Source organism: Synechococcus sp. Cu2B8-bc1011 (assembly GCF_047302735.1).
In the GTDB taxonomy this organism is placed as follows: Bacteria; Cyanobacteriota; Cyanobacteriia; order PCC-6307; family Cyanobiaceae; genus Synechococcus_C.
Window position 1 is genome coordinate 72,983 of record NZ_CP138915.1, and the last position, 14,380, is coordinate 87,362.

Below are 14,380 nucleotides of genomic sequence, written 5' to 3' on the forward strand. Positions count from 1 at the left end.
CAAGGGTCTGACTGGAGATGTTGAAATCGTAAATCCCGCCTCAAAGGCTGGCGTTCTGCATCCACTGTTGACGAAGGTCTCCGTCTCGGCTGCTCTGTAGCTGTTCAAGCAGCTGACGCTGTTTGTCTGACCACTGCTTCGGCCATTGAAGATCAAGGGTGAGCAACAGATCTCCACGGCCAGACTTTCCTGGCCAACCTTTTCCCCGTAGGCGAAGGCTCTTTCCTGGAGCAGTGCCAGGGGGAATGGTGACATCAGCTTCACCATCAGGCGTCATGACCTTGACCATTCCACCTAGAGCCAGTTCGTCGAAAGCAACAGGCAATTCAGCACGCAACTGATCACCATCCAGAGTCCAGATCGGATGCGCTTGAACCTCAATCACGAGATAAAGATCACCGCGACGACCAGTCCCCGGTTGAACATTTCCCTTGCCCTTAAGCCGAAGCTTCGAACCACTTTTCACGCCAGGAGGGATCCGGACCTGAACCCGCTCATCATTCACAGACAAGGTGCGCTCCCCACCTCGAAACGCTTCCGAGAACGTCACTTTGACCGCTGCTTCTGCATCAAGATTGAGGGGTGCTCTCGATCCACCTCGGGGGAAGCCGCCTCCAGGGAAGCCACCGCCGGGGAAACCTCCGCCGTATCCGGCGGGACCTGTGCCACCTCCAGCCCCACCACCAAAACGGCCCAGGAGGTCATTGATGAAGTCGTCAAAATTGCCGTAGCGGCCAAAGTCAACATCAACTCCTGCGGGGCCTGAGCCACCGCCAGGCATTCCTGCCTGGTTCCAATATTGGCCAAATTGTTCGTATCGACGGCGTTTCTCAGGATCAGAAAGCACCTCATAGGCTTCGCTCACTTCTTTAAAACGAGCTTCAGCGTCCTGATCGTCCGGATTCACATCGGGGTGATATTGACGCGCCAACTTGCGAAAAGCACGTTTCACCGTGTCGGCGTCTGCACTGCGTTCCACACCCAGCACTTTGAAGTAATCGCGGTAGCCACTGCCGGCCATGGAATTCATCAGCCCTTAAAGCTGCGTATCAGATCCGAAGCACAGTTTCGTCCGTGGATGCGGACCGGAGCAATGGCGGGATGCCCGAACGGCTCCCCGTTCTTAGATTTAGACGATGGTTGAACTCAGCAAACTGTTGCCTGTATTGGCATCCCTGGCAGCGCTCGCGCTTCCATTTCATGCAGAAGCGTCACCCGATCCGGCAGAACTGGCTGACCATCTCAGGACAAGCAAGGCGATGTACTACGGATCTTGGCGTTGTCCTGCCTGCATCACGCAAACCAAGTTGTTTGGCGATGCAGCCAACAAACTTCCATACGTGGAATGCGCAAAACCCAAGGAACTTCCAATTCAGGCGGCAGCCTGTCAAACAGCCGAGATTCGGGCCTATCCCACCTGGATTCTTGAAAACGGCGAGCGACGCGAAGGAGTTCAAACCCTCGAGCAACTCAAGGCATGGACATCCATGCCAGCCCGTCCTTAATCCATGGCGCGTCAACGACTTGCTTTCGTGCACGGCTTCAGCTGGAGACACTGGAGAGGCGATTTACTAGGCGGCCTCACGGCAGCCGTGGTGGCCTTACCCCTAGCCCTTGCGTTTGGAAACGCAGCACTGGGTCCGGGCGGAGCGATTTACGGGCTATACGGAGCGATCATTACGGGCTTTCTGGCCGCTCTCTTTGGAGGGACACCTGCACAAGTCTCAGGTCCTACAGGCCCGATGAGCGTCACCGTTGCCGGGGTGATTGGAACACTCGCAGCCGTTGGGATTTCTCGGGAACTTGGGAGCAATGAGCTACTCCCACTCGTCATGGGAGCCGTGTTGATTGGCGGGCTCATTCAGATCCTGATGGGAGTTCTGCGGCTCGGTCGGTACATCACCCTGGTTCCTTATTCCGTGGTTTCAGGCTTCATGTCTGGAATTGGGGTGATTATTCTCTGCCTACAAATAGGACCCTTATTAGGAATCAAAAGCCAGGGCGGAGTTATCACCTCGCTCGGGACTGTTTTTAGTCAATTTACACCTAATACAGCCGCATTACTGGTTGGTGCATTGACATTGGCAGTGGTTTTTTTAACACCCAAGAAAATCAGCACCTGGGTGCCATCGCCACTCATTGCCTTGGTGATTATTACACCTCTTTCAATGCTGTTATTTCAAGACGGCATACCCCGAATCGGAACCATTCCGGAAGGGGGGTTGAATTTCAGCATGCCTAATATCAGAGAGCATTTTCCCGTCTTATTACGCGCTGGTCTTGTACTTGCGGTGCTTGGTGCCATTGACTCGCTGCTCACATCACTTGTAGCTGACAACATCAGCCAAAGTCGTCACCACTCCAACAGAGAGCTGATCGGGCAAGGGATTGCCAACAGTGTGGCTGGTCTTTTCAACGGACTCCCAGGAGCTGGAGCAACGATGCGAACGGTGATCAATATCAAATCAGGAGGCCGAACTCCCATCTCAGGGATGGCGCATTCAGTGTTTTTACTTGTACTGCTCCTGGGCGCTGGGCCGCTTGCCGAGGGCATTCCAGAAGCATTATTAGCCGGAATATTAATCAAAGTGGGCCTGGACATCATCGACTGGGGATTCCTATTAAGAGCCCACCGTCTCTCCATCAAGACAGCACTAGTGATGTGGGGCGTTTTACTGATGACCGTGTTCTGGGATCTCATCGGCGCGGTCCTTGTTGGCATGTTCGTTGCCAACCTTCTGACCATTGAATCAATTACAACGCATCAGCTGGAAAGCATGAATTTAGAACACAGTTCTCAGCTCGATCAAGAAGAGCAACATCTCCTCAATCGTTGCGGAGATGCACTCATGCTGTTTCGCTTGCAGGGACCACTGAGTTTTGGGGCAGCGAAAGGAATCAGCGAACGCATGAACCAAATCAGGCAATACAAAATACTTTTACTCGACGTGACAGACGTTCCGCATCTTGGAATTACGGCCACGTTGGCGATCGAAAGAATGGTGGAGGAGGCAGAACACCATGAACGCCAAGTTCTGATCGCAGGCGCCAACGCAAAGGTCAAAGCGCGACTAGAGCAATTCCGAATCCATGAGCTAACCGGAAGCCGAAAAGAAGCCTTGGCGCATGCCGCTCATCAACTCAATCCGAACTAAGCCCATCGAAACAGCAGGCAGGTGGCAGTATTTATACCCAACAATCTGAAGTTGTAGCCATCAACACGCGGCGAAGAGCGTTTGCCGGCAAAGTGTAAAGAAGATTGAACGTCCCATGGAAATCCTCACCGCACTCGCTGTTGCCCCATTCCTAGCTGCTCTCGTACTCGGAGCAAGAGAAGCTGAGCTCGAAGAACAAAACGATCGATAAAGACAACGATAGCTAGCGAAAGAGCAAACAATTAATCAATCGACTAACCAATTACAATCAAACCCATTCAATCCATCTGAAATCCTCGAAAGATTGCCATATTTATTGTTGGCTTACATATTTCAACTACATATACCTTGCAGGCATCAATACCCAAACCGCCCACACCCTTGATTACCACCTCGAGCTTCAACATCAAACAAATCCCATCTTTATTTCAAACTTATTCCTGCGCTTTTCCTAGTAGTAACCATGAGCAGACAAGTGGCTTTCAATACTGCACGAATCAACGGTCAAAACCACCAGTATTTTGAGACTTGCCACGAAACAAGAATCAAAAGAAAACTTGACCGGAAAGCCAGTGGCCGTAGGGCCTCGACGAAGCCTCAGCGAATGCCAAAAAGATCGTGATCCCAATACCGAGAAGGGTGATGGAAATACCACCCGTAATGGCAATATCGTATGAAGCACGTATCGCAGAAGAGCTACGGCCAGGAATGGAGGAACGTTGAGCCATTCAACTAAACAACAAGCTTCACATCAGTTATGAAGCAACTGAGACAAGAAAACAGTCTGCATTGATGAAGCTCATCATTTCGTTTCATGGCGCAACATCCATTAACTCCTATTGCTGACCAAAACGGTGAGGTTAGGGGAGGACTCGTTCTGGTAACGGTAATTTCAAATATGACCTAGCCAAGAAACGAATCCTGCGCATACAACTATCAGAAACCAGGTGGATCCCAACATTGAACCGAAGCTTGAATCACCGGAACCCGAGATCAGACTTTCTGCTAACGAACAGGCGGATAACAGCGCTGCCAACCTGCCTCACGCATGGTATCCCAGGTGTCGACCGCCTGATGACGCAGCATCCGACGACGCGAAAGAGGAACTGGAGGATAGGGCGGCTTCCATTGAAACGTCCTCAACGCGATCAATTCGCCTTCAGCAGAGTTGCCAGCAGACTGAAAATGCACCAGTTGCTGTTGAAGCTCATTGGAGAGCCACCCCTCTCCACCAGGGATATCAGGCAGGCGTTTTGAATCGGGACGTAGTCGTGGCATACGCGAATCATGACAGCCTCAAGCGAAAACGGCTGGATTAGTAATGAACAACAGATATTTGTACTGATTCGGGAAGCACCCAACTAGGCCACAGAAAGCAGTCGCTAAGCAAAAGCGAACTGAGTAGCAAAACGCCTCATCGAATCACAACAGGAGTACCCACCTCAACCTGATCAAAGACTTCGATGACGTCACTGTTCAGCATTCTGATACAACCCAAACTTGCAGCCGCACGAAGGTGAACCCACCTTGGCCAAGCCGTGCCATGGACGGCATAAACCTTTCCATCTTCTGCCGACTTGAAGTAAGGCATAAATCGAACGCCAACGGGGTCATTCGGCCCCGCAGGGAAAACTTTATGATGAGACTTTGAATAATAGGTAGGGTCTTTTATTTTTTTCAAAATGCTATAAACACCGGGCATTGTGGGTGATTCGGGTGCACCGATCGCAATTGGATATCTCTTAACGACAGCTCCTGAGTCTTTAAGCCAAAGGTAGCGTTCCTTGAGGCTTACCTCGATCTCAATCTCAGCTTTAGCCGCTAAACAAGCGACACAGGTCAACGAAACCCAGCCAAAAGAAGCCGCTAAAACAACTTTCGCAAGAGGCTTTAGCTTGAACATCGAATGAATTAAACTTTAAAGCACTCTACATCAATTAACAGTCAAAAGAAGCCCCAAGGAAACCACAAAAGGCTTGCAACGCAAGAATGTAAGGCTCAGCCGCTTGGAATCTTCAAGCTCTTTGGCAATTCCTTTCTGGCTTGCTGAAACAAGAACGAACTAGACGTCAACCTTTTGCATCATCGACCAAGTGCACAGGGACCAGAACACTGCCAGCAAATGCAGTTTGACTGAAGCCAGCCAAAGAGAAGGCTGCAGCCTCAACCATGGATCAGAGCTGGCCAAAGATGACTACAGAGTTTTGTTGAAATAAAGACTCAAATCATGCCCTTCGTAACGCTCATACAAGCTGCATCACCTGCAGCGCAGTTGAGGAATCAAAAATGGGCAGTTATGCCTATCGCCGTAGGGATACTCGGCTCATTAGAACAATTAGGTGATACTTCCATGCAATGAAGCTCGATAGTGCCAACGCCCATCCAATGGGAAGCCTGATCCATGATGGAATCCATACCCCTTTCCACGCCTTGGCCTGCCCCCTGAATCCACGCATGGTGCGAATTGGGAAAAAAAGATAGGCGGCCAAAAAAGCAGAGAACCCTATTGCACTCAACAAACCACAGGGTTCCTCAGCTAAACCGTCGTTTTTGGCAGATTGCATGCAAAGCCTTCGGAAAGCAGAACTTCTTTGGCGCAATGCCGCCTGAGGGCTGGCTGAATTGATCAGACAAAAAAACCCCGCTGAATGCGGGGTGGATCTCAGAAATCGACGCGAAGCTAACTGCCGATGGAAGCAAGCTTCGTGGGAGAAAGGTGCGCAGAGGTGTAATCGATGCCCTCTGAATGGACAGCAAAACAACGCTGAGCATCCTGTAGGCGTTGTGCCTTCAGCTCTTTCTCTTTGATCAGGAGGAGGGTGTTCATGGGAACGACCGACAGCGCCTCAAACCCCGTTGCTTGTTTGAGATCGAACTGCGTCCCCTTCTGGGGACCAACGTCTCTTAACTATAGGGGACTGAACACGAATCGAACAGTCATCAACCGAATGCCCGATGGCGTAACAACCGATCCTTTGTCACGCCACAGGGCTCCGGGCCATCACAGCCAACATCAGTTAGAGCAAGGCGGATCAAAAGCAAAGCCCAATGAGGTCAAAGCGAAGCGAGAGAGGTTCTGGACTGCAGGCACACACAATCTGTGAAACGTGAGCTGATCCCTGAGATACTGGCTAATGAAGGAGGGCGCACCTCTCATGGCAGGAAAGTCTGGCTTCACTCCAAGAGAATTTGAAGAGATCAAACGCCTCTATGTTGAGGAAGGAAGAACCTATTCTCAAATCGCCAAAGTCATCGGCAAAGGCAGCGAAAATTCAGTACGGAACTCCCTACTAAAAGCACGAGTTAATCGAGCATCTCTTGGAGACAAAAAGCTCGAAAGATTTAAATCGGGACAGAAATATGGGAGGATTACTCTGCTCACAAGACTCACAAAATCAAAGAAGCTCAGGTACCACGTGGCATGTGATTGTGGTTATGAATTCGATATCGACCCATATTTCCTCACACTTCCCGATGGCCATAAAAACAACATCTCACAATGCCAGAGATGCAGAGAAGGAAAGTAAAAACCAATTCAGGGCAATGTCTTAATTCAATATGGGCACAACATCGCGTGATGCAATTAAATCACATCAAATGAAGGCGGAATGTTGCCCGATCAACCTGACGGATATTGGCCTCAATCGTTTTCCGGCCAAGACGCTTATGTGCTGTGTATCGATGGCAGCCATTAAATCCATAGTACTTGCCCTCAAACTCGATAAGGTCGACAGGCTCTTGAAGCCCAATCTCGCTAATGCTTCTCATTAGTTCATCCACTTTGTCTTCATCGATCACGCTCTCATGAGGGCGATTAATAGACTCAATCGGCACAGTGACTCGTTTTTTCATAGTTCAGCCCTTTGTTGCGATGAAGTTATCCATTACGCACAAGGAAAGAAACCCAGCCATGAGACTAAAGTTGCCATCTGGGAGGGCCATCAACGCCAAGATCGAGCCAATACAAACAGATTACGGGCTTTGTGGAGCAACTGCTGAACAAAACTGCGCTGCTGAGGATCACTGGGTCGTTGTAAGACGATGGAGTCCAGCACTGGCCCTGCGGATTTAAACCCATCGAAGGCCGTCATGGCTTCCCCAACCCCTTCCAGGTCATGCTGAAGAATTCGCTGAGTGACCTGAGGACTTTCGACTGACTGCGAGCGGTTGCGAGCGGAAGACATACTCTGCTCCTGAACTGACTCCTTTCTGACCCAAGGGGAAGGAAACGGCAAGCGGATCGAGACGCTTCTTTAAATCAAATACATTCACCGATCCGATTGGCAAGTCATTCAAAATGGTGGTGAAAAGCATCACAGATCAGCACGAGTTCTCAACCTCGCCTCACCCCTTTTCCATGAGCTGCTGATGGAACATCTCGATCGATTACACCAAGAGCGTTAGGCTTAACGAGACAAAAAGCGATGACTGCTGTTGTGCCTGAAGCATTATGGTCTTGAAGGTTTTTGAAAATCTAACTGCGTCTGCCCTGCTTATTACAAGCAATGCCCTGAATCAACAACCTCAGGTTTATAGGGGAGGTTGCTGCAGCGCAAACGGCATTGCATTCATAAGCATCATAGAAACTCTTTTCTATATGAACAGCTAACACTCTTAGAACGAATCACGAAGGAGACTCGCATACTTTTAAAGGGAAGAAGCCAAGCACTATCTACCCTCCAGGTCTGCCAAAATGCGATTGTGCTGCCGCCCTAAATCCCTAATCTCAGTAGCCATCTCACGGATCGCAGACAGGGTTTCCCTGTCAGTATCAGCCTGTTGGACAGCTACTTTCCCTTGTATATTTTGACCAACAATAATTATTGGAAGCAAAACAAGCTGCAAGAATGTTTGAGCAATCCAGGAAACAATTTTAAGTGGGTCATGACTCATAACCGCCTCAGGGAATGAGATCAATGCCAAGACGACAAACAAATAGGCACAACCCATTGTCCCCACCTTGTCAGTGATCAGCAAGGCAATTTTTCTATTTACCAGTTGTAGCTTCCGCGCCAGCATTTTTAAAACAACAACACAGTCGGAGCATAAGCGAAACCAGGCGTCTATCTAGCCGCTCTTGCGTCAAACCAGATTTTGCAACCAACCAAGACGAGCACCGAAATGTTGCTATATGCTGACAAATGATCAGGGAGTGGCATTCAAGCCCCCAGCCGTTCGGAGGATGATATACGCAAAGATCACAAATAAAGATGAACGCATCCATCTGTACCGCCACAAACAACTCAACTGGCTATAGGTACATCAAGACGTCTAGATTCAATGACGAACAATAACAAAGCTCCTATAAATTCCATTGCAGTGGCACTAATGGCATTAGCTGTCATTTTTCTTGCTATTAAAGAGCCACGTTGTAACTGCGATCAAGAAGCAGCATCAGCGGAAACACCAACCCCTCCACAGTCTTCTGTACCGGTTAGATCCAGGACTCAGATCCAACGTGAACTAGGAAAGTTCTAATCTCAGACCCATTCTCAATTTAGCCCCGGCAACTTCTGCAAGTGAAGGTGTTAGAGCGTTAAAACGAGTTGTCAATAAATTCCCCCCTACAAAACATCATCTCTTGCTCAGCAGACAAAAGAAATCCTCACCAAAGGTGAGGATTGATCAACGTCTCCCAGAGCATGTTGCCTCGTTTTTACTCCGTTAAGAGACCCTCCTCATGAGCAAATCATGCCTGAGGGATCTCGTCAAACAGGCGCCCTCGTATCAGTTCATTGACCGACGAACAGTCTCCTCAGACTATGAGCAAAGAAGGCTCGATCGCCTTCTTTGTTGATGCCTTAGCTCACTCCAACTTTGGAGCTAGTCCCGCGGTGACGATTCAGCCTCCATCGACTTGGCATCCCACCAGTGCGCCTGCAGCTCCACCAAGAGGTACTCCAACCCAGCGTCCCTCTCCTCTTGATAAGACCGCTCCGAGGCCAGCACCGATTAAGCCGCCCAAAACGCTTCCCTCAACACAACTATTGGTATCAACCTTGCTCATCGTTGACGTTTTTGGTTCTGACCATTGGCGCCTTCTGATTGGTGTCCTGTAGTCCGTCACAATCTCTCTCTCAAAGGGTTGCTCGTAAGTCCTGACGACCCTTCTCTCGCCAGGTCGTCTGTAGCGGCTGACCACTTCTCTCTCGTAAGGTCTTCTATAAGTCCTAACGACTCTTCTCTCGCCAGGACGCCTGTAGCTCGTGACGATCTCTTCCTTGAAAGGTCTCCTGTAAGTCCTAACGACTCTTCTTTCGCCAGGACGCCTGTAGCTCGTGACGACCTCTTCCTTGAAAGGTCTCCTGTAAGTCCTAACGACTCTTGTTGAATTGGGTCGAGAAGCTCTCTTCTTATCCACCCTGTTGTGGTGGGTGTAATAGGGCTCCCACTGATGACGATGGTGTGCCATCGCAGGTGTTGCTGAAGAAACCAGCAGCAGAAACAACGTGAGGATTCTTTTGGTCAAGGCTTATTTGCAAGCTCCACTGGAGACTGCCGAAATTGACCGACGCGTAGGCAACTCAATCTCTTCTTGATGCAGCAAGATATGACTGCTCTCATTCCAAAGAAGGTTTAATCAGCCACCGCTTGAAGAGAGTGATGTTTCACCACAGCCAAGCAGTGAGCGAGATAGTCCTCGGCGCTCATGTCGCCCTTTGCATCGTTGGTTTGCCAGCTAACGATCTGAAAGTCACAGACCGGCTCAGCATTGCGATGACCGACTGTTGGGAGCCGGTAGAACTCTCGTCTGTAAGCAGCATCCAACTCTTTGCTCCGAGCGTTCTCGTAGACACCAAGCAGCTCTGAATCCATTGCTTGCCCGTCATAAGGGTCAATTCCGTCTGACCGATGCATCGCTTCATGGATGGCATCCATGGCTTCTTTCACCCGATAAGTCCCCCCTCTCTTGCGGTCGCGCTTCATCAATGAGTTGGCTTTGCGGTTGAGCCAACGCTTGTACGAATCGGAACTGCTCTTGACCCATCCAGGCGGGTCGTATGAAGTTGCCATACCTCAATGATTCAGCGGAGCTCGCGTCCTTTCGGGTGAGTGGAGTTCCCAGCTTCGGTTGAAGCATCGATCGATCATGTTCTCTTGCGATTAGTGACCCATTACCTCAAGCAAGCGTTTTGGAGCGTTTGGATCAACAGGAAGACCCTGGGGATTCAACAGCCCGAGTTGAACAAGCAGTCCAGCTTGATCCCAATAAATATGCTCATAGGACACCTTTCCGTCTTGGAGGCCCACAATCACCACCACAGCCATCGTCACTTTCCGCCCTGTGGGTTCCACTGCAGGCAGTAGGTGTCCGATTTTCCGGGTATGGGTGAACATAATGACGACTTCATCGACTAGGCGCTCACCATCAATTGTTCGTGAAATTGGTACGAACTCTGCATCCGGTGGAAAGAACTGTCCTATGAGCTGTTCCGCATAAAACTGACGCACACCTTCATGCCCGACTCCACCTGTGCCTGACCCAAGACTGATGAGGTGAGGGTTCTCAACCATCGTTTCCATGGTGGCGTCCAAATCGCCGGCCAGCTCTGCCTGCATGTGAGCATCAAAAAGCTCAGAAGCATGGGTGTGAGCAGTTTCCACAGATTTTCTTACATCTCCATCAAGGATAGGAACTCAAAGACGTTCCGCAAATCAATGAAAGCGCCAACAGAGCACACATCTCATGAGCAATTTTATAGAGCGGTGATCTAACCCGAAGCATGTCGCCTGCGCCATGACCTCAGTTAAACTATGCGCAGCAATTCATGAGCCGGTCAACTACAACATACCAGATACATTCACTCCAAATAATTACAATTAGCGTCTCAGGTCAATCTGCCAAGAGTTTCAAGTGATTCAGATAAAAGATGCTGTATAGGGCTGCAAGCACCCATCCATGTAGACCAAAGAGCCAATGAATTTTTGAGGTCTTGCGAGTATCTGTGTTTTTGAAGACAGCGAACCTTGCATCGAGCCACTCTGAGCAGGAGCCAACGTTGAGGGGTAGTGGCTTAAAGCTCACACCAAAGACAGAGGATTCATCATGTCCATGGTTTTGATTCGATGGCTTGAGGCTGGCCGACGCACTGAGGAAACCGTTCCGATCGCCATGGCCCGCCACAGGCGGAATGACCTAGAAGCTCAAGGAGCGGTTGTGTATTGGAGTGAACGACTCGAGGACGGCTGCTAAAAAACAAAATTGCTGTCACCCATAGGCGATACAATTACAATGAAGGAAAACATTAAGTTTAGAACGATCAGACTGTTAACTGAGTTTGGCCTTTTTGCTGTGGAGAGATGTCACTTACCGCTGCTTCCCAAATGCGTTGTGAGTAGCTAGACGTTGACAGTGTTCTTCAAATCCTATGAAAACCACACTCACCACACTCATCATTGCTTGTGCAGCACCCATAGCTGTTATGGCTGTCCCTGGGGTGCCTGACAATGTCATGAGTGACATCACTGAGAATTGCCTCGAAAACGTTGCTGATGATGATCAAGAAACAGAATCTGATGAAGATTGCATTGCAATAGCTATAGAGAATTACAAGAAGGCGAACCCTTAGATCGACCTCTCAACAGCTGGTTCAAGCAAACCAGGAATACCGAGAAGAACGAATCTCTCAAACGCGGACATCGCCGCAAAACCTGTCACACCCGCAACGAAAGCTTCAGAGCCTGGTAGCAAGCAAAGCCATAGCTACGCGCTGCAGTTGAATTCTTTTTCAACTCTGCACCCAATTCTCTCAAGGGGATGAACCATTCCAGAGGCGACGAGAGAAGGAAAGTGTCATCTGACATGAGAGAAAATTCAATACCTCTAGTTGCTCCCAATTGAAGACTTTCCCGATTATCGATGGTGCACTTACTTAAAACACAAAGCTATCTTGTAGGCCGCATGGATAATTGTTATGCTTTGCGTAGTAGCCTACTGTCCAATGAAATATTTAACAAAAGCTAGGAATTGTACCCAGGACAGGCTCCATCGGGAACCCATCCACATTTGATTTAATGAGTCAATCATTGATTGAAGGCGATTTTCAAAACGCCCAGGGAATGGCCATTCCGACATTGCCAATCGCTCCTCATTGGCAAATGCTGGAGGCAATTCTCAGACCAATTGCCTACTACCGACGCTGCTTTCTCCGCAACTCTGGTGTCGTTCGCGTGAAAATGTCTCCCACTCTGCCTCCCCAGCAGGTGCTCATCAGCGATCCATCTGTGATTAAGGAGCTGATTAACGAAGATGGTGGTCGCTGTATCAGTGCACCAGGTGAATTGAACGGATTGCTGTCTCAGGTTTTAGGCAAACACTCCATCATTTTGCTCGCACCAGCTACGCATCGTGAGCGAAGGAAGTTGCTTACTCCTCCATTTCATGGAGAGCGTCTGAAGGCCTATGGACAGTTGATTTCCGCCTTAGCCAAGAAAGCCCTGATGGACCGAAATGTTGGCGATGTCTTTGACGCACGCGAACAAATGCAGGGCATCACCATGCGGGTGATTCTCACCGCCGTTTTTGGGCTGCATGAAGGGGATGCTTTCCGACGAATTGAACGGTCACTTGCCTCGAGCATCAGCATCCGTTCCAGTCCACTTGGGTCTCTCCTGTTGTTCTTCCCTTTTCTGCGCAAGGATCTAGGAAGATGGAGCCCAGGAAGACGAATCAAAGCAGCAGATGCCACCATCAGGCAGCTGTTGCTCGCACAGATTGCCTCACGACGGAAAGCCGTCGAACGGGATAGTGCTGAGAACCTTTCACCCGACATTCTCAGCCTATTGCTGTCCTGCAAAGATGATGAAGGCCAGGGGCTCAGTGACGATGAATTACACGATGAATTGCTGACGCTTTTGTTTGCAGGTCACGAAACAACTGCTACAGCTCTCACTTGGGCTCTCTACTGGATCCATCGGAATCCGTTGGTCCTAGAGCGGTTGATGGATGAACTCAATGGGTTACGGGATCACTCCGATCCCGAAGCGATTACAAGACTCCCTTACCTATCAGCAGTCGTGAATGAAGTACTGCGCATCCATCCGGTCGCGATGCTGACGTTCCCTCGTCGCATCGAAGCCCCCATCACATTGGGAGGGTATGCATTCCATACGGGTGATGTGGTGTTGGCTTGTATTCAGGCCGTCCATGAACGACCTGATCTTTACCCCAAACCGACACAATTTATTCCCGAACGTTTCATGGGTCGGACCTACGGTCTGCATGAATTTCTTGCTTTCGGCGGAGGCTCTAGACGCTGCATTGGCGCAGCTCTCGCTCTCTATGAAATGAAATTAATTTTAGCCGAATTACTCCGTAATAATCAATTCAAACTGACTCCCAACAGTAATCGTGAGAACAAACCACGTCGGCGCGGCTTCACACTTGGACCTTCGATTCCGGTGAGGTTAGAGATCTTGTCATGATGTCCTTCATTGCCCGACATACCCTTGCCAATCACTTTCTCTGATCGACAAAGTCCCATCCTCGTCAATATTGACTGTTCCCTGATCAGCATTCTCTACTGGCAACGATGCCCCAGGTGCTCGTGAGCCTTTCTTTGTGAGCGGTGATGAAGAGCCAGACGCGTGAACGCATGGGTCGGATCACGGGATGGGATCTGCAGGCTGAGGAACTTGAACGAGAGGCAAGAAGCTTTGAGTCAATTGCATTGACATTGGCTATGACTTGAGGACAATTCGAATATGTACATTAATTGAGGTTCAGTGAACAAGAGCATCAAGAACTGGATTGTTAAGCCCATTCGCGCCACTGTCTTCGCGGATAGAGACGCTTACTACTGGATTCAAAGCAAGCTTGGACTAGGCAACTATCAGATGGCAGCTCTTGTATGGGCCAAGGGGCTAATCATTGGCTTGTTAATCGGTGCTTTCTTTCTCTGATTTCAAGCATATAGCGATCAATAAGAGCATGACCGATGCCCATAACGAGTGGATCTAGACATAATACAGATAACATTAAACCAATTGAACGAACAACTAAAACCCGGCCCAAAGATGGCTCTCATTGAAGACCAGAACTCAGAAACCTTGACGAAAACGGGGCACCAGAACAGATCGAAAGGATTAAACAGTACAGCAAAGATTAATGTTGACATCCTAAAGCTAACTTGACAGAAGAAACTGAAACCAACTGAGTCATTCTCTAAATGAAGGCTTAACCGAATGCTAGTTAGCCTATTGTTAGTCAGCCCTGCTAAATCCTG

Annotated in this window: 17 protein-coding genes and 1 pseudogene; 7 read left to right on the forward strand and 11 right to left on the reverse strand. The window is 49.4% G+C overall.

Features of this window, described 5'->3' with window-relative positions:
• Positions 1-40: 40 nt before the first annotated feature.
• Complete coding sequence (locus SIC18_RS00375) at positions 41-1,021, reverse strand: DnaJ C-terminal domain-containing protein (RefSeq protein WP_048347211.1); 981 nt, start codon at positions 1,019-1,021, stop codon at positions 41-43.
• 115 nt (positions 1,022-1,136) lie between these two features.
• Here SIC18_RS00375 and SIC18_RS00380 point away from each other — a divergent pair, with 115 nt between their 5' ends.
• On the forward strand, positions 1,137-1,505 hold the full coding sequence (locus SIC18_RS00380) for a hypothetical protein (protein ID WP_048347212.1): 369 nt from the start codon (positions 1,137-1,139) through the stop codon (positions 1,503-1,505).
• A gap of 3 nt (positions 1,506-1,508) precedes the next feature.
• Positions 1,509-3,155, forward strand: coding sequence for a SulP family inorganic anion transporter (locus tag SIC18_RS00385; protein WP_413429886.1), 1,647 nt, complete (start codon positions 1,509-1,511; stop codon positions 3,153-3,155).
• A gap of 545 nt (positions 3,156-3,700) precedes the next feature.
• Here the strand turns inward: SIC18_RS00385 and SIC18_RS00390 are convergent.
• From SIC18_RS00390 to SIC18_RS00405, 4 genes are all read right to left on the reverse strand, one after another.
• Positions 3,701-3,883 (reverse strand): hypothetical protein, encoded by a 183-nt coding sequence (locus tag SIC18_RS00390; protein ID WP_071841234.1) that lies wholly within the window; start codon positions 3,881-3,883, stop codon positions 3,701-3,703.
• Positions 3,884-4,160: 277 nt separating this feature from the next.
• On the reverse strand, positions 4,161-4,433 hold the full coding sequence (locus SIC18_RS00395; protein ID WP_048347214.1) for a DUF1651 domain-containing protein: 273 nt from the start codon (positions 4,431-4,433) through the stop codon (positions 4,161-4,163).
• Positions 4,434-4,569: 136 nt separating this feature from the next.
• Positions 4,570-5,058, reverse strand: a complete 489-nt coding sequence (locus SIC18_RS00400; protein ID WP_413429887.1) for a L,D-transpeptidase — start codon at positions 5,056-5,058, stop codon at positions 4,570-4,572.
• 777 nt (positions 5,059-5,835) lie between these two features.
• The gene (locus tag SIC18_RS00405; protein ID WP_413429888.1) at positions 5,836-5,982 is read right to left on the reverse strand and encodes a hypothetical protein; all 147 of its coding nucleotides are present in this window, start codon (positions 5,980-5,982) and stop codon (positions 5,836-5,838) included.
• 307 nt (positions 5,983-6,289) lie between these two features.
• Here SIC18_RS00405 and SIC18_RS00410 point away from each other — a divergent pair, with 307 nt between their 5' ends.
• Positions 6,290-6,682 carry a hypothetical protein gene (locus tag SIC18_RS00410; RefSeq protein WP_250394938.1) on the forward strand — a complete coding sequence of 131 codons (393 nt, stop codon included), beginning with the start codon at positions 6,290-6,292 and terminating at the stop codon, positions 6,680-6,682.
• A gap of 61 nt (positions 6,683-6,743) precedes the next feature.
• On the opposite strand, the gene SIC18_RS00415 is transcribed toward SIC18_RS00410, so the two are convergent.
• From SIC18_RS00415 to SIC18_RS00440, 6 genes and pseudogenes are all read right to left on the reverse strand, one after another.
• On the reverse strand, positions 6,744-7,007 hold the full coding sequence (locus SIC18_RS00415) for a sulfiredoxin (RefSeq protein WP_048347216.1): 264 nt from the start codon (positions 7,005-7,007) through the stop codon (positions 6,744-6,746).
• Positions 7,008-7,096: 89 nt separating this feature from the next.
• Positions 7,097-7,339 (reverse strand): hypothetical protein, encoded by a 243-nt coding sequence (locus SIC18_RS00420; RefSeq protein WP_048347217.1) that lies wholly within the window; start codon positions 7,337-7,339, stop codon positions 7,097-7,099.
• Positions 7,340-7,823: 484 nt separating this feature from the next.
• Positions 7,824-8,174 carry a hypothetical protein gene (locus SIC18_RS00425; RefSeq protein ID WP_250394937.1) on the reverse strand — a complete coding sequence of 117 codons (351 nt, stop codon included), beginning with the start codon at positions 8,172-8,174 and terminating at the stop codon, positions 7,824-7,826.
• An 823-nt stretch (positions 8,175-8,997) separates the two neighbouring features.
• A pseudogene (locus SIC18_RS00430) lies at positions 8,998-9,153 on the reverse strand (glycine zipper 2TM domain-containing protein); the annotation flags it as partial.
• Between the two features lie 578 nt (positions 9,154-9,731).
• The gene (locus SIC18_RS00435; protein ID WP_250394936.1) at positions 9,732-10,169 is read right to left on the reverse strand and encodes a hypothetical protein; all 438 of its coding nucleotides are present in this window, start codon (positions 10,167-10,169) and stop codon (positions 9,732-9,734) included.
• Positions 10,170-10,259: 90 nt separating this feature from the next.
• On the reverse strand, positions 10,260-10,715 hold the full coding sequence (locus tag SIC18_RS00440; RefSeq protein ID WP_250394935.1) for an ester cyclase: 456 nt from the start codon (positions 10,713-10,715) through the stop codon (positions 10,260-10,262).
• A gap of 493 nt (positions 10,716-11,208) precedes the next feature.
• On the opposite strand from SIC18_RS00440, the gene SIC18_RS00445 reads away from it, so the two are divergent.
• The 4 genes from SIC18_RS00445 (at position 11,209) to SIC18_RS00460 (ending at position 14,057) form a co-directional block, all read left to right on the forward strand.
• Positions 11,209-11,349, forward strand: coding sequence for a hypothetical protein (locus tag SIC18_RS00445; RefSeq protein WP_245407134.1), 141 nt, complete (start codon positions 11,209-11,211; stop codon positions 11,347-11,349).
• 175 nt (positions 11,350-11,524) lie between these two features.
• On the forward strand, positions 11,525-11,725 hold the full coding sequence (locus tag SIC18_RS00450; protein ID WP_250394934.1) for a hypothetical protein: 201 nt from the start codon (positions 11,525-11,527) through the stop codon (positions 11,723-11,725).
• Between the two features lie 445 nt (positions 11,726-12,170).
• Positions 12,171-13,580, forward strand: coding sequence for a cytochrome P450 (locus SIC18_RS00455; protein ID WP_413429889.1), 1,410 nt, complete (start codon positions 12,171-12,173; stop codon positions 13,578-13,580).
• Between the two features lie 300 nt (positions 13,581-13,880).
• Positions 13,881-14,057 (forward strand): hypothetical protein, encoded by a 177-nt coding sequence (locus tag SIC18_RS00460; protein WP_157028609.1) that lies wholly within the window; start codon positions 13,881-13,883, stop codon positions 14,055-14,057.
• Positions 14,058-14,380: the final 323 nt, after the last annotated feature.

Bases quoted from the DNA above. Each gene is read 5' to 3' on its own strand.
- SIC18_RS00455 (WP_413429889.1), top strand. From the start codon at position 12,171: ATGAGTCAATCATTGATTGAAGGCGATTTTCAAAACGCCCAGGGAATG.
- SIC18_RS00420 (WP_048347217.1), bottom strand. From the start codon at position 7,339: ATGTCTTCCGCTCGCAACCGCTCGCAGTCAGTCGAAAGTCCTCAGGTC.
- SIC18_RS00385 (WP_413429886.1), top strand. From the start codon at position 1,509: ATGGCGCGTCAACGACTTGCTTTCGTGCACGGCTTCAGCTGGAGACAC.
- SIC18_RS00405 (WP_413429888.1), bottom strand. From the start codon at position 5,982: ATGAACACCCTCCTCCTGATCAAAGAGAAAGAGCTGAAGGCACAACGC.
- SIC18_RS00410 (WP_250394938.1), top strand. From the start codon at position 6,290: ATGAAGGAGGGCGCACCTCTCATGGCAGGAAAGTCTGGCTTCACTCCA.
- SIC18_RS00445 (WP_245407134.1), top strand. From the start codon at position 11,209: ATGGTTTTGATTCGATGGCTTGAGGCTGGCCGACGCACTGAGGAAACC.
- SIC18_RS00425 (WP_250394937.1), bottom strand. From the start codon at position 8,174: ATGCTGGCGCGGAAGCTACAACTGGTAAATAGAAAAATTGCCTTGCTG.
- SIC18_RS00375 (WP_048347211.1), bottom strand. From the start codon at position 1,021: ATGGCCGGCAGTGGCTACCGCGATTACTTCAAAGTGCTGGGTGTGGAA.
- SIC18_RS00380 (WP_048347212.1), top strand. From the start codon at position 1,137: ATGGTTGAACTCAGCAAACTGTTGCCTGTATTGGCATCCCTGGCAGCG.
- SIC18_RS00390 (WP_071841234.1), bottom strand. From the start codon at position 3,883: ATGGCTCAACGTTCCTCCATTCCTGGCCGTAGCTCTTCTGCGATACGT.
- SIC18_RS00395 (WP_048347214.1), bottom strand. From the start codon at position 4,433: ATGCCACGACTACGTCCCGATTCAAAACGCCTGCCTGATATCCCTGGT.
- SIC18_RS00435 (WP_250394936.1), bottom strand. From the start codon at position 10,169: ATGGCAACTTCATACGACCCGCCTGGATGGGTCAAGAGCAGTTCCGAT.
- SIC18_RS00415 (WP_048347216.1), bottom strand. From the start codon at position 7,007: ATGAAAAAACGAGTCACTGTGCCGATTGAGTCTATTAATCGCCCTCAT.
- SIC18_RS00440 (WP_250394935.1), bottom strand. From the start codon at position 10,715: ATGCAGGCAGAGCTGGCCGGCGATTTGGACGCCACCATGGAAACGATG.
- SIC18_RS00400 (WP_413429887.1), bottom strand. From the start codon at position 5,058: ATGTTCAAGCTAAAGCCTCTTGCGAAAGTTGTTTTAGCGGCTTCTTTT.
- SIC18_RS00450 (WP_250394934.1), top strand. From the start codon at position 11,525: ATGAAAACCACACTCACCACACTCATCATTGCTTGTGCAGCACCCATA.